This is a genomic window from Paenibacillus sp. GCM10027630 (genome assembly GCF_042676305.1).
Classification (GTDB): domain Bacteria; phylum Bacillota; class Bacilli; order Paenibacillales; family NBRC-103111; genus Paenibacillus_S.
The window spans coordinates 13,342-38,006 of record NZ_JBHTGY010000045.1 but is presented as its reverse complement, the minus strand read 5'-3'; the positions used below and the strand labels follow the sequence as shown (position 1 = coordinate 38,006).

Genomic DNA, 24,665 nt, shown 5'->3' with positions numbered 1-24,665 from the left:
TAAACTAATAAATTATGATATTATAAATCGCTGCTCCTCCGCATACATTTAGTAACCCGGAAGGTCATTCCGAGTTATGGAGGAGGCGATGTCACATGTCCCATCAGCACATAGTGGAAAGCTTGGGAAGACGGGGAGTCACCGTTGAGAAGGTGGCCGATATCGTTTACAAGCTGCAGTTTCCTTACAATCCGCAGCTGCAAAAGGAAGACTGCATCGACAGCGTCCTTACCGTTTTGAAAAAGCGAGAAGTGCAATATACCTTATATACAGGCATTGCTTTGGATGAACTGGCTGAACAAAAGCTGCTTCCTGAGCCGCTGCAATCCATTATGGAACGTGATGAATCCTTGTATGGCGTCGATGAGACGTTGGCTCTCGGTATTGTACATGTCTATGGTATGATTGGCCTAACCAGCTTTGGCTATTTGGATAAAGAAAAGATGGGCATTATACGGGAGCTCAATGACCACCCGAGCGGTATTCATGTATTTCTTGATGATTTAGTTGCCGGCCTTGCCGCTGCAGCATCCGCACGTATAGCTCACAGGCATCAAGATGAAATGGATCTGGATGTGCCGGATACGAAAGACGAACCAACATAAAGGGATATTATATACCTGCGGCCGCTCTGACGGGAGCTGGCCTCGGTATTTCCATACACATTTTAATTAGCAATAAGCCTTTGTTGCGGGAAAAAGAGAAGATATGATATTATTAGTGCATTATGTTCAGGAGGTCTTTTTTCATGTGGACCGTTATTTATATAGCTCCGACAGCGAAAATTGCGGATAGAATCAAGACGAAACTGACAGAAGAGGGCTTTCTTGTCCAGGTGCGGGCCATTAATATGACGAAAAACCAGTTTGAAATTGTAGTCCCTGAAGGTGAACTGGAAGAGGTTCAAGATGTGCTGAATTCCATTTTGCATAGATCTTAGATGGACCGCATTTGAACATCAACCGCAAGCGAGGTGCAGATCGTGCAATTTAAAGATTTATTTCAGAAGAAGAGAAAGTACGCCACAATACCAGGCTCGGATAGACCTGTTCAGCGTGCGGCGGATGGTGTGGAAATAGTTCCTGAGGACAAGCCAAGAAGGGAAATTCCTGAAGGCTTAATGAATAAATGTCCGAAGTGCGCCACCATTCAATTTACTAAGGAATTGGACAAAAACCTTAAGGTTTGTACAGCCTGTGGTTATCATTTCAAATTAAATGCGGTCGAGCGCATTCAGTTGGTTATGGATGAGGGCCGTTTTTTTGAATATGATAGTGAAATGATTTCAGAGGATCCGCTTGAATTTCCGGATTATGTGAACAAATACAATAAAGCTACGGAAGCTACTGGTATGAGTGACGCGGTTATTACAGGCGAAGGAACTATAGGCGGTTTTCCGGTCATCGTTGCTGTAATGAGCTTCGATTTTATGGGCGGCTCCCTTGGTTCTGTTGTCGGTGAGAAAGTAACTATAGCTATTGAGCATGCCATTCAGAAGAAATATCCGTTGATTGTATTCTCCACCTCCGGGGGAGCCCGCATGCAGGAGAGTATACTCAGCTTGATGCAAATGGCCAAGACAAGCGCAGCCATAGCTCAGTTGAATGAACAAGGCGGCTTGTTTATTTCGGTAATTACAGATCCGACCTTCGGTGGCGTTTCGGCTAGTTATGCGATGCTAGGTGATTACATTATTGCTGAGCCTGGAGCAGCCTTCGGTTTTACCGGGCGCCGGGTTATTGAACAGACGATCCGTCAGAAGCTTCCGGATAACTTCCAGACTGCAGAGTTCAACTTAAAGCACGGGCATGTGGATATGGTAGTTGCCCGTAAGGAAATTAAAGGCACGCTAGTTAGATTATTGGATATGCACGTAGTGAAGGGGGATGTGGCAAATGGCGGGTGAATTGCCCTTTGAGCAGCCGCTTCTTGAGCTAAAGTCCAAAATTGAGGAGCTTAGGAAATTCGGCTCTGATAAGCAAATGGACTTCTCGGATGAAATAGCCCGATTGGAGCAGCGCTACGAGCAGTTGGCTGCTCAGCTATACAGCAGCATGTCGACCTCCGAGAAAATGCAGCTGGCTCGTCATCCTCAGCGTCCAACGACTTTGGACTACATACAGCTTATTTTTACAGATTTTATGGAGCTGCATGGCGATAGGTTATATGGTGACGACTTGGCTATCGTCGGTGGATTGGCGCGTTTGAACGGAATACCGGTAACGGTGGTCGGCCATCAAAAGGGTAAGGATACGAAGGATAATATTGCAAGACACTTCGGTATGCCTCATCCTGACGGACTGCGTAAAGGCTTGCGATTAATGAAGCAAGCGAACAAGTTTAAACGTCCTATCATTACTTTTATCGATACGCCTGGAGCTTATCCCGGCAGCGCAGCTGAAGAGCGTGGACAAAGCGAAGCAATTGCCAGAAATTTAATGGAAATGGCTTCTTTTGGAGTTCCAATTCTATGTGTAGTTATCGGGGAAGGCGGAAGCGGAGGTGCGCTTGCATTAGGAGTAGGCAACCGGGTCTTTATGCTGGAGAACGCGATTTATTCAGTTAGCACGCCTGAGGCGGCTTCATCGATCCTATATAAAGATGCTTCAAGGTCAGGGGAAGCAGCTGATGCAATGAAAATCACTGCGGAGCATATTTTAAATCTTGGCGTTATTGACGGGATTATCCAGGAACCGCGCGGAGGAGCCCACCGTGATGTCCAATCATTGGCTCTGGAGATTAAACAAACCTTAATAAAGCATTTGCAGGAACTAACGGCTCTTACAGAGAAAGAACTAGTCGAAGATCGGTATAAAAAGTTCAGACAAATCGGAAGGTTTACTTACATTCAGGAGGGTAATCATAATCATGCGTAAAACGAAAATTGTATGTACAATCGGTCCGGTGAGTGAATCACTGGACATGTTCAAAAAGCTTATAAATGCAGGTATGAACGTAGCTAGACTGAACTTCTCACATGGGGACTTTGAAGAGCACGGCAACCGGATCAAGAATGTACGCCAAGCTTCTCAGGAATTGGATAAAATCGTAGCCATCCTGTTGGATACCAAGGGACCGGAGATTCGTACAGGCAAGCTGAAGGATGATCAAAAGGTTGAGCTTGTTCAAGACAACTTTATTACACTGACAACAGAAGAAATTGTTGGGGACGCTGAGCGTGTTCATATTACGTATAAAGATTTGCCGAAGGATGTTAAAATTGGCGCGACCATTTTGATTGACGATGGTTTGATCGGTTTGGAAGTTGCGGATGTGAACAGCACCGAAATCAAATGCCGTATCGTTAACGGGGGTCTGTTGGGCGGTAAGAAGGGCGTTAATGTACCTGGCGTGAAAATCAATTTGCCTGGTATTACAGAAAAGGACGCTAATGATATAGTGTTTGGTATTGAGCAGGGGGTAGATTTCATCGCTGCTTCATTCGTGCGCAAAGCGAGTGACGTTATTGAGATTCGTGAGATTCTGGAGCGTCACAATGCGAACCATATTCAGATTATTTCCAAAATCGAAAACCAAGAGGGTGTCGATAATTTGGATGAAATCCTTGAGGTTTCGGATGGTTTGATGGTAGCGCGTGGAGACCTTGGAGTTGAGATTCCTGCTGAAGATGTGCCGATCGTACAAAAGGCAATGATCAAAAAATGTAACCAAGCGGGTAAACCGGTTATTACAGCTACTATGATGTTGGATTCCATGCAGCGCAACCCGCGTCCGACTCGTGCGGAAGCAAGTGACGTGGCGAATGCGATTTTTGATGGAACGGATGCTGTTATGCTGTCAGGCGAAACGGCTGCTGGGAAATATCCGATTGAGTCCGTTTTGACTATGGCCAAAATTTCTGAGCGTGCAGAAGCGGCGCTTGAGCATCGCGAAATTTTCATTCGTCAAAGCAATGCACAGCAAAAAACAGTTACCGAAGCAATCAGTCAAGCGGTAGCCAGCTCAGCTTTGGATTTGGAAGCGAGAGCGATTTTGACAGCTACGGAGAGCGGATATACGGCACGTATGGTATCCAAATACCGTCCGAAAGCTCCAATCATTGCCGTTACTCCAATTGATCATGTTTTGCGCCGTTTATCGTTGGTATGGGGTGTTGTGCCAATTAAAGGTGAAGACTGCAAAACGACGGACGAGCTGTTCGAGCATGCAGTAGACAGCAGTGTAAAAGCCGGCCATGTTAGCCTTGGCGATACAGTTGTCATTACGGCAGGCGTACCTGTAGGCCGCTCGGGAACAACAAACATAATTAAAGTTCACCAAATTGGTGAAATGATCGCCAAGGGTCAAGGTATTGGAACACAAATCGCTACCGGCAAGGTTGTCGTTGCCCGCACTGCACAAGAAGCTAACGCCAAAGCGGTGGAAGGCTGCATTCTTGTTACTTTAACTACGGACAAGGAATACATCCCTGCCATTGAGAAAGCTTCCGCAATCATTACAGAGACAGGCGGCATTACTTCCCACGCGGCAGTTGTCGGAATCAGCTTGAGCAAGCCTGTTATTGTTGGTGTTGATGGCGCTTTGGAGCTCATCAGAGACGGTGTAGAGGTATCGATCTATCCGGAAGTAGGCGTAATCTATTCGGGTCGTGCACGCGTCCTATAATAGAAGCTAGGGCGTTGTAGCTTCCCCCCAAGAGTGAAGTCGAGTCTATACATCGGTTTCACTCTTTTTTTTTACTCATGACCAATAGATTTCTTGCGATATCTCTAAGGGGGTTCCTATGTCTTCTTCATCACCATGGTTTGAGCATACGATTAGGGTTCGTTATCAAGAGACGGATCAAATGGGTGTCGTTTATCATGCGAATTATTTGAATTGGTTTGAAATAGGCAGGACTGAGTTAATTCGCACCCTTGGCATGCCTTATCATAAAATCGAAGAGCAAGGTTTACTGCTGCCTTTAGTGGATGCACAAATGCAGTTCAAGCTTCCGGCTAAATACGATGATTTGATAACCATATGTACGAGGATTGAAGAATATACTCATTTGCGAGTGCATTTTAGTTCAGAAATTAGACGCGGAACGGAGCTGCTCGTTAGTGGAAGCACGCGGCATGTGTGGGTGAATCGGGATTGGAAGCCTACGCGTATCGACAAAACGGCTCCTGAGCTGTATAAATTACTGCAAATGCAATAAAATATTCAACGATAAGCTGTTTATAGAAAGAAATGCTTACAAAGACATGAATGTATCTTAATCGAAAAAGCTTTTCTCATCTTTACATAGAATTTACAAACTTCACATCTTCTGATTACATTGTCGAACTACCATGAAGATAGATGAATGATAATAAGCTCGCATTTGTTTATTTCATTCGCGAAAACGGTCGAATCCTATGGAGGTTACGAGGACAATATGAAAGAGATGGCGCAAAGAGAAAGAGAAGCTTCATCAAACTATATCAATCGCGACTTGAGCTGGATCGAGTTTAACTGGAGGGTGCTTGAGGAAGCTCAGGATGCCGATACACCGTTGCTGGAAAGGGTGAAATTCCTTGCCATCGTTTCATCCAATTTGGATGAATTTATGAGCGTTCGTGTTGCTGGGGTCAAAGATCAGATTAAAGCCGGGTACGTGAAAAAGGATTTCACCGGCTATACACCGGCAGGTTTATTCAAACGTATCATGAAGCGGTCGGCCAAAATGGTAGCGGAACAATACAAATCATATCGTGATGTTACCAGGCAGCTGGCCAAAGAAGGCATTCTCTTTACGGATTACGAAGACCTCAATATGAATCAGCGCAAAGCGATGGATTCTTACTATCATGAAATCGTATTTCCAGTGCTGACCCCTATGGCAGTCGATCAGAGCCGTCCATTTCCCTTGGTACATACTCAAGCTGTATATTTAGCGGTAGTTCTGATGAAGGAAGGCGATGACCCAGAGGACGAGCCTTATTTTGCCATTGTTCAGGTTCCCTCTAATTTGTCGCGTTGTATTGAGGTGCCTGCACGATCCAACAGCAAGAAGCACGAATTCGTTTTGCTGGAGGATTTAATTGAGCAGCATATCCATACGTTGTTTTCCGGCTACACACCTATTTCCGTACATGGCTTCAGATTGACGCGCAATGCCGATTTAACCTTGAATGAAGAAGGCGCGGAGGATCTGTTGGAGGAAATTGAGAAGGAGCTGCGCCGCCGGCGCTGGGGCTCTCCGGTTCGTCTGGAGGTGCAGAAGGGAATTCATCCGTATGCGCTCAATGTACTTCAGGATGAATTCGAAATTATGGACAATATTTTTGAAATCGATGGTCCTTTGGATTTGACTTATTTTATGAAGCTGGCAGGTACTTTAAAAGGTTATGAGCAATTGAGGTATAAACCGGTTGAGGCAGCTTATCCTCATGAATTGGCTGATACGGAAGATATTTTTAATAAGCTGAAGCATCAGGATGTTCTGCTCTATCATCCTTATGAATCTTTTGATGCTGTAACTGATTTTATATGCCAAGCGGCCTACGATAGTCAAGTTTTGGCTATCAAAATGACGTTGTATCGGGTCAGCGGAAATTCACCGTTGATTCAAGCTTTGGCAAGTGCTGCGGAGTCCGGCAAGCAGGTTACGGTTGTGGTTGAGCTGAAGGCGCGGTTTGACGAGGAGCGTAATATTGCTTGGGCCAGAAAGCTTGAACAGGCTGGGTGCCATGTTGTATATGGTCTGGTTGGCTTGAAAACACATGCAAAAATCACATTGGTAGTGCGTCAGGAACAGGACGGATTGCGGCGTTATGTGCATGTAGGGACAGGCAATTATAATGACAGCACTGCGAGGCTGTACACAGATGTAGGTCTGTTCACATCCCATATGATCATTGGAGAGGATGCGTCTGCGCTCTTTAATGAAGTTACGGGTTATTCCGCACCGCATAATTGGAAGGCATTTGGGGTCGCGCCCACAGACTTGAAGGATAAGCTGTTCGAGAAAATACGCCGTGAAGCCCAGCATGCCTTAGAGGGCAAGCCGGCTCATATTATTGCCAAGCTAAATTCCTTATCGAATCAACAGATGGTGGAGGAGCTGTACGAGGCTTCCAAAGCCGGAGTCAAGATAGATTTAATCATACGTGGTGTTTGCTGCTTGCGTCCGGGCGTACCGGGATTAAGCGAAAATATTCAGGTTATTAGCATAGTCGACAGGTTTTTGGAGCATTCGCGTATTTTATATTTCCAAAACGATCAAGAGCCAGAAGTGTATATTTCCAGTGCGGATTGGATGACGCGGAATTTAACTCGGAGAATCGAGCTTATTTGTCCAGTGTTTGACAAGCATCTTCAGGAAACGCTGATCCGGATACTGGAGCTAAGCTTGGGGGATAACGTCAAGGCACGCCTGCTGCAGCCGAGCGGCTTATATTCACGGATAGTCAATGATAAGAAACCGCTGCGCAGCCAGTTTGAAGCAATGAAAATTAAATCATGGAAAAAGAAGCCGCAGCATCAAGAAGTATGAATAACCGGCTTCAAGCCCCAAATTTTGCTGAATTCCTTTTGTACAGATTCGGCCTCTCTTAATTCGAAAGAGGGGTCTTTTTTCAATTGAGCATGGATAAGTAAGCTTTTGGGATCAATATCGGCGGTGATCGACGATATTGATTGCGTTTCGGAAATATCCAAAGCTATTGCCAGTTGGAGAATCGTTCCGAGCTTTGTAATTACATCCAAATCGACCTCGGACAGTATATCCTTATGCTGCAAACAAACCTGCTGGGCTTTGTTTTTGGTTTTATAGGAAGCGGCAGCTGCGCATACAAGAGTTTCTCTGTGAGATAGTCCGTCGAGACGGGAATGGGCAATTAAATAAAAGGAATGCTTAACAAAATGATAATAATTTACGGCCACGCCGATACGGTGCAATAAGGCGGCAGCACGCAAAACTTGCAGGCTGCGACCGTCCAATTCATGTATGCTTTGCAGAGCGTTAAACAGCACTTCAGCATTCGCTGTAACCTGCTCCAGATGGGCGACAGGGGCTGTGGAATGAAGGGCAAGAAGGTTGCGTGTGCTATGCTCCAGAAGGCTCATAGAAGCAAAATGATCAGGTAAAAAAGTTTCAATGAACAGCCCGTCGCGCAAGCCTGCGCCGCTAATCACATAATGGGAGGAGCCTGTTGCTTCGAACAAGGTTTGCAAAAGGATCATTCCAGGAACAATGATGTCGAAGCGCTCTTTGGATAGTCCATCCACTTTCTTTCTCTTATCACTTGGAAGGGAGGACAGCCATTGCATTAACTCATCCATATCCATGGAGGAAATAGGGTAATTATGTGTAACCGGAAGTGAGTACTTTTGCCTTTTTTGATTGATCTTGCAAAGGCTGCGGATCGTTCCACCTAGCCCTATGAGAGGCAATCCGGGATGCATTTTGATCCATGGCTCGTTAGCGACGGCCTCTTGAACCATGTGGCGAATTAGTTTTAATTGCTCTTCGCTGCAATCACCGTTGGTAGCAAATCTGCGGCCTGTATTTACCGCTCCAAATGGAAACGAGACACTTTTCAATCTTGTGCGGTTGCGGAATATCGTAACCTCTGTGCTTCCGCCACCAATATCGATAACGATACCATCTGGAATATCCAATGAATGAATCATGCCAAGAAAACCGAGCCTTGCTTCGTCCTCGCCGGATAGAAGCTCAACTTGTATGCCGGACTGAATATGCAACGTTCGAATGATAGCTTGAGAATTAGCAGCATTACGTATGGCAGCTGTCGCCGCTGCACGAATTTCCGTCACCTGATTAGCATTACATATTTGTTTGAAATGCGATAAAATCCCGACAATAGCTTGAACATCGTCAGTAGGCAAAGTATTGTCAGGACCAATTCTTTGGCTTAACCGGGCGGATTGCTTGAATTCACCAATAACTCTATAGGCATTTAGCGGATTTATTTCATAAATAACAAGACGTATGGAATTGGAACCGATATCAATGATGCCGATTCTGCGGCTGTTTGGCATAAGACTCCTCCATAGTGTGCACATTGTAGCATATCGCTTTTAGTGAACATTAATTTTTTTTGGCATATAAGCACTATTTTACCACCTATTTCAGTGAGAGCAAAATTTCTAATAATAATTTAACAGTTTTGTGCACGAGGGAAACATCATTGCAGGAATGACGTTCAATTAACCTAGGGTTTCTGTGTTATTTGTCCTTTCCAGTCATACCATCGTTGGAGCTGAATCTTATTGATGGCTCCAACGCGAGTGTTGTTTGAATGGGGAGCAATTGCTGTTGAACATAGCTCTCTTTCCTTATGGATTGAGAGTCTTTTTTTGTCTGGGGCTTACGAATAACTAATTAGATCCGCCTGCATTTTTCACGCAATATGATTCATTCACCATGATTTATTAGGGTTCATTAAGCGGATAATGGAAAGAATAAGCCCGTAGCATCGAGTGTTTGGAGTCAATCCTAATACTAAGGGATAGCATAAGTTTATTGTGCTGATAATGAATTTTTATGTCTTGTTTTGTTCACATTGTTTGCCAAATCAATTATAGTAGAGTAATAAACATTCGACCTTGGGTAAAATGAATGATACCGTAACGAATGTATTTCTTCGAAAAGGACTTCGATCAGGAGTTTTTCTTGTGAACAGTAATTTATGATATAGTAGTTATTATACGAACATGTAAAGTAAAGGAGAGATTGTTTTGACTGCTACTAAAGGTTTAGAAGGCATTGTTGCTACAACGTCCTCGATCAGCTCCATTATTGACGGTGTTTTAACTTACCGCGGCTATGATATTGATGATTTGGCTGAAAATGCGACATTTGAAGAGGTAGCTTATTTACTATGGTATGGCAAGCTGCCTAACCGTTCCGAATTGGCTCAATTGGTTAAAGATCTAAATCAATATGCAGCTGTACCAAGTCAAGTGATCGATCAAATCAGAACGTATCCTAAGGATACGAATTCGATGGCTGCACTTCGTACGGCTGTTTCCAGTCTAGCCTTGTATGACGAAGAAGCCAACGACATGTCGCCGGAATCCAACCTGCGCAAAGCGATTAAATTGCAAGCTCAAATTCCTACTATCATTGCTGCATTTGCTCGTATTCGTGAAGGCAAAGAGCCGATTGCTCCTAAGCAAAGCGATTCCGTTGCCGAGAATTTCCTATACATGCTGATTGGCAAAGACCCGGATAAAGTGGCAATCGAAGCATTGGATAAAGCTTTGGTGCTGCATGCAGACCATGAATTGAACGCATCAACTTTCGCGGCTCGCGTTACCGTAGCTACATTGTCCGACATTTATTCCGGCGTAACTTCTGCTATCGGAGCTCTTAAAGGACCCCTACATGGCGGTGCGAATGAAGCGGTTATGGCTATGCTTGAGGATATCGGTACTTTTGAAAAAGCAGAGTCCTATGTCAACGAGAAGCTGGCTAATAAAGAAAAAATTATGGGCTTTGGTCACCGCGTATACAAAAACGGCGATCCACGTGCCAAGCATTTGCAAAAAATGTCCGAACAGCTGGGCAAAATTACAGGTAATATGAACTGGTATAATATGTCAATTAAGATTGAAGAAATCGTAACCGGACAAAAAGGCTTAAAGCCAAATGTGGACTTTTACTCCGCTTCCGTTTATACTTCTCTGGAGATTCCTCGTGATTTGTTCACACCGATTTTTGCGGTAAGCCGTACATCCGGATGGACAGCTCACATTCTTGAGCAGTTCGAGAACAATCGTTTGATCCGTCCTCGCGCTGAATACACAGGTCTTTCCAACCAAAAATATGTTCCGATTGATAATCGTTAATCGATTTCAATAAAGTCTATTGCAACCAACGGGTTGTTACAGCGTGATCCAAGTCTGGTTCTTTTGAACTGGACAAGCGCCGTGGCTCCCGTTCAATTTTGTGTTTATACTTTCCCAATTTTAAGGAGGCAAATGAAATCATGACTCAATTCGAAAACTTTAGCGCACCTACTGAAGGCGAAAAAATTACTATCACGGACGGCAAGCTAAACGTACCTAACAACCCTATCATTCCTTTTATCGAAGGCGACGGAACAGGTCCTGACATCTGGGCAGCTTCCAAACGCGTATTGGATGCAGCTGTAGAAAAAGCATACAAAGGCGAAAAGAAAATCGCATGGTACGAAGTATATGCCGGCGAAAAAGCTTTTAATAAATACAACAGCTGGTTGCCAAATGACACTTTGACAGCTATTCGCGAATACATCGTAGCTATCAAAGGTCCTTTGACAACTCCAATCGGCGGCGGTATCCGTTCTTTGAACGTAGCACTTCGTCAAGAGCTTGATCTGTATGTATGCTCTCGTCCAGTTCGTTATTTCAACGGCGTACCATCCCCTGTTAAACGTCCTGAGCTTGTTGACATGGTTATTTTCCGTGAAAATACAGAAGATATCTATGCAGGTATCGAGTGGGAAGCTGGTTCCGCTGAAGTTAAGAAAGTGATCGATTTCTTGCAAAATGAAATGGGCGTTAAGAAAATCCGTTTCCCTGAAACTTCCGGTATCGGTGTTAAGCCTGTTTCCTCCGAAGGTACTGAGCGTTTGGTTCGCGCTGCAATCGAGTACGCAATCAAGCACAACCGTAAAACATTGACTTTGGTACACAAAGGCAACATCATGAAATTTACTGAAGGTGCATTCAAGAACTGGGGTTATGAGCTAGCTGAAAGAGAATTCGGCGATAAAACTTTCACTTGGGCACAATACGATAGAATCAAAGCTGAGCAAGGTACAGATGCTGCAAATCAAGCACAAAAAGATGCTGAAGCAGCTGGCAAAGTTATCGTAAAAGACGCTATCGCGGATATCGCGTTGCAGCAAGTTTTGACTCGTCCTACTGATTTCGACGTTATCGCTACATTGAACCTGAACGGCGACTACTTGTCCGATGCATTGGCTGCACAAGTTGGCGGTATTGGTATTGCTCCAGGAGCAAATATTAACTATGTAACTGGACATGCGATCTTCGAAGCTACTCATGGTACTGCTCCTAAGTATGCTGGCTTGGACGTAGTAAACCCTGGTTCCGTAATCTTGTCCGGCGTTATGATGCTTGAACACCTGGGCTGGTTGGAAGCTGTTGAGTTGATCTACAAAGGTATGGAAACATCGATCAACAACAAAACCGTTACTTATGACTTTGCACGTTTGATGGAAGGCGCTACTGAAGTAAAATGCTCCGAGTTCGCTGACCAAATCATCAAGCATATGGCGTAACACATCCCCCTAAATCCCCCTTAGTAAGGGGGACCCCAGAGGTTTCGCCCCCTGGACCACGAAAGGTTGTCCGTGGCGGGAGTGAGGAGCTTCGATGGGACTTGGGGAGCGTGGAGCGCGTACGTCAGCGAGAGCTTGAGGCTAACGCCCAAGCGTCTCGCTGACACGCTTTTAGCGTATATGTGAAATTGGTTCGAAGTTAGCTGTGAGTAGAAAGCAACGCGTACGTCAGCGAGAGCACACTCAACCGAGTGAAAGGTTGCTTTTACAATTTTTCAAAAAGAGTGATAAGGGTTCAGGAAATGTGTCGGAGAGTTTACGTGCCGCCTTTGAAAATGTATTCACCCCGCATAGTCTAGTAAAAGGAACACACTTTCAACAGCGCCGGAGGCACATCCTTAATCCTGGTTAGCTCACTTTTTGAATCTTTAGAAACTACATTTCAGGAGGTAATTAATCATGGCAATCGCACGTAAGAAGATAACTGTTGTCGGAGCTGGTTTTACTGGAGCTACTACTGCGTTTCTAGCAGCTCAAAAAGAATTGGGAGACGTTGTATTGCTGGACATCCCACAGCTGGAAAACCCTACAAAAGGTAAAGCTTTGGACATGCTGGAAGCTTCGCCTGTTCAAGGCTTCGACAGCAACATCGTTGGTACTTCCAACTACGACGATACAGCTAACTCCGATATCGTTATCATCACTGCAGGTATCGCTCGTAAACCGGGTATGAGCCGTGATGATCTCGTTAACACGAATGCAGGCATCGTAAGATCCGTTTGCGAAAACGTAAAAAGAACGAGCCCTAATTCCATCGTAATCATTTTGAGCAACCCGGTTGATGCTATGACTTATGTGGCTTACCAAGCTTTGGGTTTCCCAAAAGAACGCGTAATCGGCCAATCCGGCGTATTGGATACAGCACGTTATTGCACATTTATCGCTCAAGAGTTGAACGTATCTGTTGAAGATGTGCGCGGCTTCGTATTGGGCGGTCATGGTGATGACATGGTTCCTTTGGTACGTTACTCCAATGTTGGTGGTATTCCAATCGAAAAATTGATTCCTGCTGATCGTATCGAAGCTATTGTACAACGGACTCGTACAGGCGGCGGCGAAATCGTTAACCTGTTGGGCAACGGCAGCGCGTACTATGCACCTGCAGCTTCCCTTGTTCAAATGGCTGAAGCTATCATCAAGGACAAGAAGCGTATTATCCCTGCTATCGCATTGCTTCAAGGCGAATATGGCTATGACAACTTGTTCATGGGCGTACCTACATTGTTGGGCGGCGAAGGCATCGAGAAAATTTTCGAATTGGAGCTTCTGCCTGAAGAGAAGACAGCTCTTGATAAATCCGCTGATTCCGTTCGCAACGTGATCAAAGTGGTATCTGCTTAATCCTGTAAATAGATCTTTACATAAACCAGTGAGGCCTTTGAGGCTGAGCTGGTTTTTTTGTGTTTAACTTGCTCGATGATCAGAGGGGTTTGTGGATAGCATCGAAGCGAAGCGCGAAGCAACCTGGAGTTCAGTAGGAAAGTTGCAGCTGATCGACGGTCATGCAGCGCCACACCGCGTGCTGAATCGCTGCACGCGGTGCGAAACGGAACAGACATTTCCGTTATTTTGACTGCCGCCTGAAATTTGAGCCCATAGCGGAAGTCGGGATTCCGTTATTTCGGATGAATAGGTGCAATATGCACAAAAACAGAGAGATAACGGAACTAGTCGTTCCGTTGTCGCTCTGTTTTATGGGCTTTCCGCGCGATAAAGGAACAACGCTTCCGCTATTATCGTTCGCTTCCAGGATGCTGCGTGGTGTTCGACGATCGCCATGCATTGTCACAGAGCAAGCGCTGGAGTGCTGCATGGTACGAAACGGAACAGACATTTCCGTTATTTTGTCTGCCGCCCCCAATTTGAGACCATAGCGGAAGTCGGTATTCCGTTATTCTGAACAAATAAGTGCAATTTGCACAAAACCAGAGAGATAACGGAACTAGCTGTTCCCTTATCACTCTGTTTTTCGGGATATTCGGGCGATAAAGGAACAACGCTTCCACTATTATCGTTCGCTTCCGGGATGCTGCGTGGTGTTCGACCGACTGCCATGCATTGTCACAGCGCAAGCGCTGGAGTGCTGCGTGTTACGAAACGGAACAGACATTTCCGTTATTTTGTCAGCCGCCCCCAATTTGAGACCATAGCGGAAGTCGGGATTCCGTTATTTTGGACAAATAAGCGCAATTTGCATAAAAACAGAGTGATAACGGAACTAACTGTTCCCTTATCACTCTGTTTTTTGCGATTTCCGGGTGATAAAGGAATAACACTTCCGCTATTATCGTTCACAGCACTGACGGTTCTTCTTACGCTGCTCCCCACGCCCCACGCTGATGTACAGCTTTCGTTCTGAAAATGTCATATGGATCAGATTTTTAGATTTTTAAATAGAAATTGTCTATTAGACTAACTGCGAGAGATAAAGTAAGATTTTAATTAATTCCTATAAGAATAATTGGTATTAACAAATAAACTATAAGCTAAGGAGTGCGAATATGTCTAAACAACGAATGTTGAAGCTGGGTGCAAATATTAATGGTGTTGGCAATAGTATGTCCTATTGGAAGCATCCACAGGTGTCAACCGAAGCGAGTGTTGATTTTGAGTTCTATAGACAGCAGGCATTAATTGCGGAGGCAGGAAAATTCGATCTTCTTTTTATTGCGGATGGCCTCTATATCAATGAAAAATCCAACCCCCATTTTTTAAACAGATTCGAGCCGCTTACTATATTGTCTGCTTTAAGCGCAGTCACTTCCAAGATTGGTCTTGTTGCAACGCTTTCCTCATCTTATAGCGAGCCCTTTACGGTTGCCCGCCAGTTTGGTTCACTTGATAAATTAAGCGGAGGCAGGGCGGGATGGAACGTCGTGACCTCACCACTTGAAGGCTCAGCGAAAAATTTCAGTAAGGATGAGCACCCGTCTCATGCTTTACGCTATCAAATAGCGGAGGAATTTCTAGAGGTTGTAAAAGGGCTGTGGGACTCCTGGGAGGACGATGCTTTTGTAGCAGATAAAAAGAGCGGCGTGTTTTTTAATCCGGAGAAAATGCATCGGTTAAATCATCAAGGGCAATTCTTTTCTGTGCAAGGCCCTCTTAATATCACCCGCTCCAAGCAAGGCTATCCAGTCGTTTTCCAAGCGGGTTCATCTGAATCGGGCAAGGAGTTAGCAGCGAAATCGGCAGATGCCGTTTATACGGGACATGATTCTATTGAGGAAGCGAAGCTTTTTTACCGGGATGTCAAATCCAGAGCTAAATTGTATGGGCGTTCCGCAGAGGATATCCTTATTTTCCCGGGTATCGGACCGATTGTTGGACGTACGGAAGAGGAGGTCGAGCGCAAATACAAGGAGGTGGCAGAGCTAGTTACTATTGAAAGTGCACTTGATTATTTGGGCCGCTACTTCGAGCATTTCGATTTCTCCCAATTTCCGCTTGATGAGCCGTTTCCTGATCTAGGGGAGTTCGGAAGCAACAGCTTTCGCAGTACAACTGACCGAATAAAAAAAGAAGCGAAAGAGCAAAACCTGACACTTCGCCAGGTTGCCATTCGTGCATCAACGCCAAGGGGCGCGTTTATAGGCACACCGGAGAAGATCGCTGACCTGATCCAGCAATGGTTCGAGGAGGAAGCCGCCGATGGCTTTAATATTCGCACCGTGGTGCCCGGGGGATTAGCTGATTTTGTTGAGCTAGTCGTGCCTATATTGCAAGAACGCGGCCTCTTTAGAACGGAATATGAGCATAATACTTTGCGAGAAAATTTAGGACTCACCATTCCGGTGAACCGCTATGCCGCAGAGTCGAAACAAGCACTAGAGCCTACGCGATAATGGGAATGCCTCCCATGAATAGGAGCGGCTTCAAATATGGAATTCACCGAAAACAGAACTTTTGACGAGGGGGCCCATGCAAGATGAAATTCGCATTGTTTAGCCTGATGATGAATTTGCCCAATGCTGTGACGGGTGAAGCTTTGACCACGCAGCAAAAGTTTGAGAACGTTCTGAAGCAGGCGATACTTGCTGAACGGCTGGGATTTGAGGCATATGGTGTAGGCGAGCGGCATGGAGAGCCTTTCTTGTCTTCCTCGCCACCGGTTGTCCTGAGCGCTATTGCCGCGAGAACCTCCAGGATTCGGCTGTTAACGACGGTTACAGTTTTAAGTGTGCTGGACCCTGTCCGTGTTGCTGAGGACTATGCGACTCTTGATCATCTCTCAGGCGGACGCATTGAACTGATCATTGGCAAAGGAAATGATCCGCGTCACTATCCGCTATTTGGGATTTCAGAGGAGGAGCAGTGGGAATCGCTCGCTGAGCGGTACGCTCTTCTCAAACGCTTGTGGAATGAGGAAAATGTCACATGGCAGGGGCGTTATCGCTCGCCGCTGGACAATGTAACGACGCAGCCAAGGCCTTTTCAGCTGCCTATCCCCGTGTGGCACGGCAGTGCATCAAGCACCTTATCAACCGAGCTGGCTGCCAAATATGGAGAGCCTATCTTCTCATCGAATACTTTTCACCCGCAGGCTAAATATAAAGCGTTAATCGATCATTATCGGGAACGTTTGGAGTATTATGGACATGACCCTGCGAAGGCGCTCGTCGGATCGGGTGCGGGCAGCTTGTACCTGGCTAATACTAAGGAAGAAGCAATCAATCGCTTCCGGCCTTACTACAACGCTTTTCAATCTACAGCATCAGCCAAGCACAACCATACGCCTTTCAAAAATCTGGAGGATAACATAGAGAACGGCCCCATTCTGGTAGGCAGCCCTGAGAGCGTGATTGAGAAGATTTTGAATTATCATTCCGCTTATGGGCATCAGGTGCTTAGTATCAGCGTGGATGGGTTGACGGAATCGGAGCAGCTGGAGCAGGTCGAACGGTTTGCTTCCGAAGTTGCCCCCGTACTGCGGCGGTTTATTCCAAGCACGGTGTGGGACAATAAATCATCCGCTTTAACGCAAGGTTTGATTGCCAATTTTTAATGGTGATTAAGGGCTTGTTTATCCTATGATTGCCTTTAGAGGTATATTAAAGCTGCGGCTGTCTGCAGCTTTTTTGAGTTAATGACAGAAGAATATATGCATTGACATAACAGTTGTGGTGGTCTATATTTTAAATATACTAAACATATCGGAATAATCAATTATCTACCGGATTACCAGGAGATACATCATTCCTCTACTTGAGGCGGGTGTATCTCTGTTTGTTTTCGGGGAACAGCAGGATTGTTGAGGAGATGAAATTTTTATAAGAAAAGGGATGATGGAATGAATATTGATAATCTGGAAGCTTTCGTGTATGTAATCCATTTCAACAGCTTCAATAAAGCTGCCGACGCTTTGTTTCTATCCCAACCATCGATTTCAGCCCGAATTCAATCATTGGAAAGAGAATTAAATGCTCTGCTTTTTGACAGAGAAGGCAAGCATTTCAGCTTAACGGATAAAGGAAAACAGTTTTTGCCCTACGCCCAGCAAATTTTGCAATCTTATAAAAAGGGTAAGCAGCAGCTGCAGCATAAGAGTACTTCGCTTGATGAGTTGAGAATTGGATGTACGGTATCCGTTTCGAATTATTTGATTCCCGAAATACTTCCTTTGCTGAAAGAGCGGGTACCCGATGTTCAAATAAAGCTGACCACCGCTCCATCCGAAACTTTATTAGAAAAATTGTTAAGCAAAGAGATCGACTTAGGACTTGTTCGTAACATTGCTCATCCCCATATCCATTCCGTTAAGTTTTATGAGGATCCTATACGTCTTTTTGTACGTCAGGAGCATGCTTTCGCAAGGATGGATGCTGTGACTGTAGAGGATGTTGTTAATGAGCCATTGGTATTTTTTGAATGCGGCTCTCTGGATTGGATGAAAATTCACAGGCTGTTCGATTCGCTGCATCTCCCCCCTAATATTGTGTACCATATCGATAATCTGGAGACAGCCAAAAAGCTGGTGCTCAAGGGAGTAGGTATCAGCTTTCTTCCCGAGCTCTGTGTTCAAAAGGAGGTTCAGGATAACCTGCTGGTTCCTATCGAGCTTCCGACTTTAAATAGCCTCTCACTTCGTACCAACCTGATCTCGCTGAACGGGGAAAGCTTACATTGGCATAAATTGTTTCAGGAAACGATCAAAGGAATAAATTTCAAAACAAGCTTCTAATAGAATTATTAAATTAATGGATAGAAAGAACCTATTATCCGACCGATTGACGGTGTCTAGAGGCAGTGTTACAGTTTTAATAAGAGTTAATACCAACAAAACCTATAGGAAATAATTTAATTGGGAGCGTGTAAATAATGGGACTCCGGCTAAGCATCTTGGACCAAAGCCCGATTGGAGAAAAGGAAACGGCCAGCGAGGCATTTCAGAATACGATTAAGCTTGCGCAGAAGGCGGAGGAACTGGGCTATTACCGTTTCTGGGTATCCGAGCATCACGATTCGGATAGGCTCGCAGGTTCCTCGCCGGAGGTGCTGATTTCTTACTTATTGGCCAAAACCCAAAAGATTCGTGTAGGATCGGGTGGTGTGATGCTGCAGCATTATAGCCCTTATAAGGTGGCAGAGAACTTTAATGTTCTTGCTTCACTCGAACCAGGACGTGTCGACCTTGGCATAGGCAGAGCGCCAGGAGGATTGCCGCGTTCGACCAGAGCGCTGCAACAGAATGCTTATGGGAACAGCAAGTCGCTAGGAGAAAAGCTTGTGGAATTGAAGCAATTTCTGGCTAACGAGCTGGAAGTTAATGATCCGCTTCATGGTGTGAGAGCAACGCCATTTCCGCAGAAAGCAGCAGACTTGTATTTGCTTGGCGCCAGTATAGAGAGCGCTGGGCTGGCGGCTAGTTTGGGAATCCCTTATGTATTCTCACAGTCGATCAACGGTGAGGAGAGGACTATAAGCGAAGCATTTGAGCTCTATCGTTCGCAGTTCCAGCCAGGGAACTTGAAGCAGCCCCAAGCTATTCTCGCTTTATCTGTCATCTTGACGAATACAGACGAAGAAGCGGAGCAGCTAGCCGCAGCTAATTCGAAGATTTTCAAAATTCGGTTGGAAAGCGGACGGACGTTGACGGTGAGAAGTATAGAGCAGATAGAGGAATACGGGCGGCAAACAACGGAGCCTTATACGATTGAGGAAACGAAGGCCAATATCATTTACGGTTCCAAAGAAACAGTTCGTCAGAAGCTGATCGCCATTCAGCACAAATATCAAATTGACGAGCTTATTATTAGTGTTGCATTACCTGAATTTTCAAAGCGGCTTTATGCTTATGAGCTGCTGCAGGATGCTTTTTCAGAGCTGACCGTTTAGTAGTCTATATAACATTGGGAGGGGATTGCCATTACACAGCAAAGAAAGTTGAAAATTGGCGCGATGCTGCACGGAGCGGGCGGGCATATGGCGGCCTGGAGACATCCTGAAGCCGTTGCCGATGCCAGTGTAAACTTTGAATTTTATAAGCAGCTTGTTCAGAAGGCTGAGGCGGGTAAGCTTGATTTGGTTTTTGTGGCAGACGGCTTGTATATTAACGAAATCTCGCATCCGAACTTTTTGAACCGGTTTGAACCGGTTGCGGTTTTATCGGCTTTGGCTGGAGTAAGCTCACACATTGGACTTGTCGGGACACTTTCCACCTCTTACAGCGAACCGTACACGGTCGCAAGACAATTCGCAACGATCGATATGATCAGTGGAGGTCGTGCGGGCTGGAATGCGGTAACTTCTCCTTTGGAGGGCTCGGCTTTAAACTACAGCAAAACAGAGCATCCGTCACATGAACTGCGGTATCGAATCGCCGAAGAGTACTTGCAGATAGCAAAAGGGCTGTGGGATTCATGGGAGGATGATGCTTTTGTACGCGATAAGGAATCCGGTCAATTTATAGATCCTTCTAAAATGCATCGTTTAAACCATAAGGGCGAGTTTTATTCGGTTCAGGGTCCGCTAAATATTGCAAGATCGAGGCAGGGGCAGCCTCTAATTTTTCAAGCGGGATCGTCAGATGCAGGCAAAGATTTGGCAGCCAAAGAAGCGGATGCGGTATTTACCGGGCACGAAACGATAGAAGAAGCTAAGAGCTTTTATCAGGATGTGAAAAGGAGAGCCGTGAAATTCGGACGTGCGGCTGGCGATGTATTGATATTCCCGGGCATTAGCCCGATTGTAGGTTCTACTGAGGAAGAGGCCAAAGCAAAGTACGAGCAAATTGCCAATCTTGTTGATATTGACGTTGCTTTACATTACTTGGGGCGGTTTTTTGACCATTTTGATTTTAAACAGTTCCCTCTGGACGAACCCTTGCCCGATCTCGGAGATTTGGGAAGTGAAGGCTTTAAGAGCACAAGCGAGCGCATTAAAAAAATGGCAAAAGAAGAAAATCTGACATTACGGCAGCTGGCGCTTAGAGTCACTTCACCGAGAAGCGGTTTTACAGGAACGCCTGTACAAATAGCGGATACGATACAGCGTTGGTTTGAAGAGGGGGCAGCTGACGGATTTATGATCGGGAGTGCTGTACTTCCAACGGGGCTAAATGATTTTGTTGATCATGTCGTTCCTATCTTACAAGAACGAGGCTTGTTCCGTACTGACTATGAGCATGATACTTTGCGAGGCAATCTGGGGCTTCCGTTCCCGGAAAATCGGTACACTTTGGCAAGATCGAATAAAGAGACGGCCGTTGAGACAGTAGCTGATGCAATCGCTGATGCAGTCGGCAAATAAAGCAGCTGAAGAACCTGCGGAAGAATAGAACTCATTTTAAACATTTATAGAGGGACGGGGGGCTTCCAATGAGGGGCAATTTATTGAAAAGATTGACGATATTTACAACGCTGATGCTGGTTGCGGCAGGCTGCGCAGGAGATAAGAGTAATGTGGCTCCGACTGCAGTACAGGGGGCCAATCAGCAGGAGGCCGTCACCAAGGGCGGTGAGCTGACATTTGGCGTAGCTGCATCGCCGGGAGGGCTTGACCCCAATGTGTTTCCAGGTGCCGGGGATTACCGAATTATGCGGTCGATCTTTGACAGCTTGATCGTGCAGATGCCGGATCAGACATTCAAGCCATGGCTGGCTACGGAATGGACCGTTTCACCGGATGCGAAAAGCTACACCTTTAAGCTGCGTAAAGACGTGAAATTCCATGACGGAACCCCGTTTAATGCGGCTGCTGTTAAATACAATTTTGACCGGATTGTGAATCCCGACACGAAGTCGAGGTTTGCCGTAACGTTAATCGGACCGTATGAATCTTCAGAAGTGATAGATGAGTTTACAGTAAAGGTGAATTTGAAATCGCCGTACAGCGCTTTTTTGAGCAGCTTGAGCCAAGCGTTCCTTGGTATTGTTTCCCCGGCGGCCGCTCAGAAATATGGCGAGAATCTCGCCAAGAACCCGGTCGGTACAGGACCGTTTAAATTCGTTAGCTGGGTTGAAAATGCAGCAATTACGCTTGATAGAAACCCGGATTACAACTGGGGTCCGCCAATAGCGCAAAACAAGGGTGCCGCCTACATCGACAAGCTGACGTTCAAAATCATTCCGGAGGAAGCAACCAGGATCGGTTCCGTGCAGAGCGGGCAAATTTCTGCGGTAGAAACGGTGCCGCCTCAGAATCTGATTTCGCTCAAAAATGATCCGAACATTACTTTAATAGAAGCAGAATCGGCCGGCATTCCTTTCACTTTGATGCTCAATCAGGACCACGCGCCCTGGAATGAGCTGAAAGCGAGGAAAGCGGTGCAGTTGGCCATAGATGTCGACACAATCGTTAAAACACTTTATCTGGGTACTTATAAGCGGGCATGGTCGCCTCTCACGCCGTCTGTACTTGGTTATAACACTTCACTTGAAAATTCAATTAAGCCGGATATCCCCAAAGCGAATCAGCTGCTTGACGAGTTGGGATGGGTGCGCGGAGCTGATGGGATACGGGCGAAGAATGGAAAGCCGTTGAGCCTGTATTTCGTGACAAGCACGCCAAACCGCGAGAAACGTAATGATATCGCAGCGATGATCCAGCAGCAGCTTAAGCAGGTGGGGATCCAAGTTAATGTTGAAATTACGACCAGTACGAATGCCCAAACAATCGTCATGGACAAAGGAACTAATGATTTGTACGGAGTCAGCAATGTGACAGGTGATCCTGATATTCTGCGCAGCTTTTTCCATACTAATGCGATACCGAAGGAAGGCCGTTGGGGGCATAATCATACCCATCTGTCCGATCCGCAGCTAGACAAATGGTTGGAAGAAGGTCTAAAGGAGCAGGACCCTCAAAAGCGGAGCGAAGTTTACAAAAAAATTCAAAGCTATGTAGTGGAAAATGCGATCGGATTTCCCATTTATATATTCCCTTACACGGTGGCCTCGGCAAAAACGGCCAAAGGCTTGAAATTTGACGCACTAGGTTATCCGCTGTTCTATGATGCATATGTGGTGAAAAAATAAGCCTCGAAAGGAAGGATCGCTATGGCTTCAGCCATTATCCGTAGGGCTTTCACTTCCCTTCTGGTCATTATCGGGTCGCTGGTGCTCGTTTTCTTTATTCTGTACCTGCTTCCCGGTGACCCGGTCCTGGCGATGCTAGATGGAGTGAGCGCCAGCCCGGAAGCCGTGCAAAATCTGCGCCAGCAGCTAGGCTTGGATAAACCTTTGGGCATACAATTCGCTCATTACTTCTGGGATATGATTCGAGGCGACTTTGGCAAATCGCTCGTAAATGGAGATCCGGTATTGCCTAAGATTTGGGAGCAGCTTCCATCGACGGTTGCTTTAACTCTAGCCAGCTCGCTGGTGTCAATAGTAATAGGCGTTCTGTTGGGAGTGCTCTCAGCGGTTCACCATAACCGGTTTATTGACATTATCGCAAGGATCATCAGCTTATTCGGCATATCGACGCCAACGTTTTGGTCAGGAATCCTGTTGATTCTCATATTTTCCGTTCAGCTTCATTGGTTCCCGGCTATGGGGTCGGATGGATTCAGCACGCTGGTGCTTCCTGCCTTGGCGCTTGGATTTGTTACCTCCGGCTTTATCGTTCGGATGGTAAGAAACAGTATGCTGGATGTCATTCACGAGCAGTTCATTGTGACGCTCCGTTCCAAAGGGCTGCCTGAACGCATCATTATGTATCGTCATGCGCTGCGCAATGCTCTCATTCCCGCCATTACGATGCTGGGTGTGCAGATAGGGGAGCTGCTAGCCGGAGCCGTTGTCATCGAAACCGTGTTTTCCCGTCAGGGCGTCGGCCGGTTGCTGGCGGACGCCATTACTGCCAAGGATTTGCCCGTCGTTCAAGGGATTATTTTGTTCACGGCCGTTATGTATGTTCTTGTAAATTTACTGGTTGACGTGTCATACTCTGCGATTGATCCCAGGGTAAGACGATCAGCGTAGAAGCTTTTTTGAGGAAAGGAGAATGGTTTGTGAAGCATGCCGCGTCAGCAGAAGTTGTATTGCCTGGAAAAAGGCTGCATCTATCCCTACTTAAAATTGGCAATAAAAAGCTGTCCATTACGGATTCATTAGTCTATATAGCCGGACTTATCATCCTGCTAATTAGTATATGCGCTCTTTTTCCGCAATGGATTGCACCTTACGCCCCCACACAAATGATGGCTAATGCCATCTTGAAGCCGCCGAGTGCGGCGCATCTGTTCGGTACCGATTATTACGGCAGGGACGTATTTTCCTTAGTCGTATTCGGAAGCCGTGACTCCTTGTTTATCGGAGTTGTCTCCGTACTTATCGGCGGGATAACCGGAGGCACCATGGGAGCGTTGTCCGGCTATATTGGAGGCTGGATCGATGGGGTTCTTATGCGGATTGTCGATGTCCTTATGACCATTCCCGGTCTTTTGCTGGCACTCGCCATTGCTGCTGCCCTTGGTCCAAGCTTTTTCAATGTGGTGTTAGCTGTCAGTGTTTCCGCTATTCCGGGCTATGCCAGAGTCATGAGGAGTCAAGCGATTGCGATGAAAGGGCGTCCTTTTATTACCGCCTCCTATTCGATAGGCTCCAATCACTGGCATATATTTACGCGCCATATATTGCCGAATTCGTTATCCCCTTTGCTTGTTATGGGGACGATTGGAGTAGGCTCTTCCATTCTCATAGGCTCCGGGCTCAGCTTTCTTGGTCTAGGTGTATTTAGAGAAATACCGGATTGGGGTACGCTGCTGTCCCAGGGAAGAGGGTATTTAACGGTTGCTTGGTGGATGGCGAGCTTTCCAGGGTTGGCCATAACTTTGTTTGTTCTTTCTGTTAATTTAATCGGCGATAAGTTCAGAGATCACTTGGACCCTAAGAAAAAAAGAATTTAATTTACACTTAAAGATAT

At 45.8% G+C, this 24,665-nt stretch carries 20 protein-coding genes; 19 read left to right on the top strand and 1 reads right to left on the bottom strand.

Annotation, left to right across the window (positions count from 1 at the left end):
* Positions 1-95: 95 nt before the first annotated feature.
* From ACFQ0C_RS22260 to ACFQ0C_RS22230, 7 genes are all read left to right on the top strand, one after another.
* Positions 96-605 (top strand): phosphatidylglycerophosphatase A family protein, encoded by a 510-nt coding sequence (locus ACFQ0C_RS22260; protein WP_379369692.1) that lies wholly within the window; start codon positions 96-98, stop codon positions 603-605.
* A gap of 143 nt (positions 606-748) precedes the next feature.
* On the top strand, positions 749-940 hold the full coding sequence (locus ACFQ0C_RS22255) for a glutamate decarboxylase (protein ID WP_133225429.1): 192 nt from the start codon (positions 749-751) through the stop codon (positions 938-940).
* Positions 941-982: 42 nt separating this feature from the next.
* Complete coding sequence (gene accD / locus ACFQ0C_RS22250; protein ID WP_379369690.1) at positions 983-1,906, top strand: acetyl-CoA carboxylase, carboxyltransferase subunit beta; 924 nt, start codon at positions 983-985, stop codon at positions 1,904-1,906.
* Positions 1,896-2,876, top strand: coding sequence for an acetyl-CoA carboxylase carboxyl transferase subunit alpha (gene accA / locus ACFQ0C_RS22245; RefSeq protein WP_379369688.1), 981 nt, complete (start codon positions 1,896-1,898; stop codon positions 2,874-2,876). The genes accD and accA overlap by 11 nt, the downstream gene beginning before the upstream one ends.
* On the top strand, positions 2,869-4,626 hold the full coding sequence (gene pyk, locus ACFQ0C_RS22240; RefSeq protein WP_258216220.1) for a pyruvate kinase: 1,758 nt from the start codon (positions 2,869-2,871) through the stop codon (positions 4,624-4,626). The genes accA and pyk overlap by 8 nt, the downstream gene beginning before the upstream one ends.
* Before the next feature lie 118 nt (positions 4,627-4,744).
* Positions 4,745-5,161, top strand: a complete 417-nt coding sequence (locus ACFQ0C_RS22235) for an acyl-CoA thioesterase (RefSeq protein WP_379369686.1) — start codon at positions 4,745-4,747, stop codon at positions 5,159-5,161.
* Between the two features lie 219 nt (positions 5,162-5,380).
* Positions 5,381-7,480, top strand: coding sequence for an RNA degradosome polyphosphate kinase (locus ACFQ0C_RS22230; protein WP_379369782.1), 2,100 nt, complete (start codon positions 5,381-5,383; stop codon positions 7,478-7,480).
* Here ACFQ0C_RS22230 and ACFQ0C_RS22225 read toward each other — a convergent pair.
* Complete coding sequence (locus ACFQ0C_RS22225; RefSeq protein WP_379369683.1) at positions 7,468-8,988, bottom strand: Ppx/GppA phosphatase family protein; 1,521 nt, start codon at positions 8,986-8,988, stop codon at positions 7,468-7,470. The two genes, ACFQ0C_RS22230 and ACFQ0C_RS22225, sit on opposite strands and share 13 nt — an antisense overlap.
* A gap of 699 nt (positions 8,989-9,687) precedes the next feature.
* Here ACFQ0C_RS22225 and citZ point away from each other — a divergent pair.
* The 12 genes from citZ to ACFQ0C_RS22165 all read left to right on the top strand — a co-directional run bounded on the left by citZ (position 9,688) and on the right by ACFQ0C_RS22165 (position 24,648).
* Positions 9,688-10,800, top strand: coding sequence for a citrate synthase (citZ, locus tag ACFQ0C_RS22220; protein ID WP_379369680.1), 1,113 nt, complete (start codon positions 9,688-9,690; stop codon positions 10,798-10,800).
* Positions 10,801-10,940: 140 nt separating this feature from the next.
* A complete protein-coding gene (icd, locus tag ACFQ0C_RS22215) occupies positions 10,941-12,239 on the top strand; it encodes an NADP-dependent isocitrate dehydrogenase (protein WP_258216226.1) in 1,299 nt (432 codons plus the stop codon).
* A gap of 459 nt (positions 12,240-12,698) precedes the next feature.
* Positions 12,699-13,640: a malate dehydrogenase gene (gene mdh / locus ACFQ0C_RS22210; protein ID WP_258216227.1), complete on the top strand. Its 942-nt coding sequence runs from the start codon at positions 12,699-12,701 to the stop codon at positions 13,638-13,640.
* A gap of 299 nt (positions 13,641-13,939) precedes the next feature.
* Positions 13,940-14,173 (top strand): hypothetical protein, encoded by a 234-nt coding sequence (locus ACFQ0C_RS22205; RefSeq protein ID WP_379369677.1) that lies wholly within the window; start codon positions 13,940-13,942, stop codon positions 14,171-14,173.
* 627 nt (positions 14,174-14,800) lie between these two features.
* Positions 14,801-16,144, top strand: a complete 1,344-nt coding sequence (locus tag ACFQ0C_RS22200; protein WP_379369675.1) for an LLM class flavin-dependent oxidoreductase — start codon at positions 14,801-14,803, stop codon at positions 16,142-16,144.
* A gap of 83 nt (positions 16,145-16,227) precedes the next feature.
* Positions 16,228-17,304 (top strand): LLM class flavin-dependent oxidoreductase, encoded by a 1,077-nt coding sequence (locus ACFQ0C_RS22195; RefSeq protein ID WP_379369673.1) that lies wholly within the window; start codon positions 16,228-16,230, stop codon positions 17,302-17,304.
* Between the two features lie 285 nt (positions 17,305-17,589).
* Positions 17,590-18,480: a LysR substrate-binding domain-containing protein gene (locus tag ACFQ0C_RS22190; RefSeq protein WP_379369671.1), complete on the top strand. Its 891-nt coding sequence runs from the start codon at positions 17,590-17,592 to the stop codon at positions 18,478-18,480.
* 137 nt (positions 18,481-18,617) lie between these two features.
* Positions 18,618-19,634 (top strand): LLM class flavin-dependent oxidoreductase, encoded by a 1,017-nt coding sequence (locus tag ACFQ0C_RS22185; protein ID WP_379369669.1) that lies wholly within the window; start codon positions 18,618-18,620, stop codon positions 19,632-19,634.
* 30 nt (positions 19,635-19,664) lie between these two features.
* Positions 19,665-21,047 carry an LLM class flavin-dependent oxidoreductase gene (locus tag ACFQ0C_RS22180; RefSeq protein ID WP_379369780.1) on the top strand — a complete coding sequence of 461 codons (1,383 nt, stop codon included), beginning with the start codon at positions 19,665-19,667 and terminating at the stop codon, positions 21,045-21,047.
* Positions 21,048-21,115: 68 nt separating this feature from the next.
* Positions 21,116-22,774, top strand: coding sequence for an ABC transporter substrate-binding protein (locus tag ACFQ0C_RS22175; protein ID WP_379369667.1), 1,659 nt, complete (start codon positions 21,116-21,118; stop codon positions 22,772-22,774).
* Positions 22,775-22,795: 21 nt separating this feature from the next.
* A complete protein-coding gene (locus tag ACFQ0C_RS22170) occupies positions 22,796-23,722 on the top strand; it encodes an ABC transporter permease (RefSeq protein WP_258216234.1) in 927 nt (308 codons plus the stop codon).
* A gap of 29 nt (positions 23,723-23,751) precedes the next feature.
* On the top strand, positions 23,752-24,648 hold the full coding sequence (locus ACFQ0C_RS22165) for an ABC transporter permease (RefSeq protein WP_379369665.1): 897 nt from the start codon (positions 23,752-23,754) through the stop codon (positions 24,646-24,648).
* The last annotated feature ends 17 nt before the right edge of the window (positions 24,649-24,665 follow it).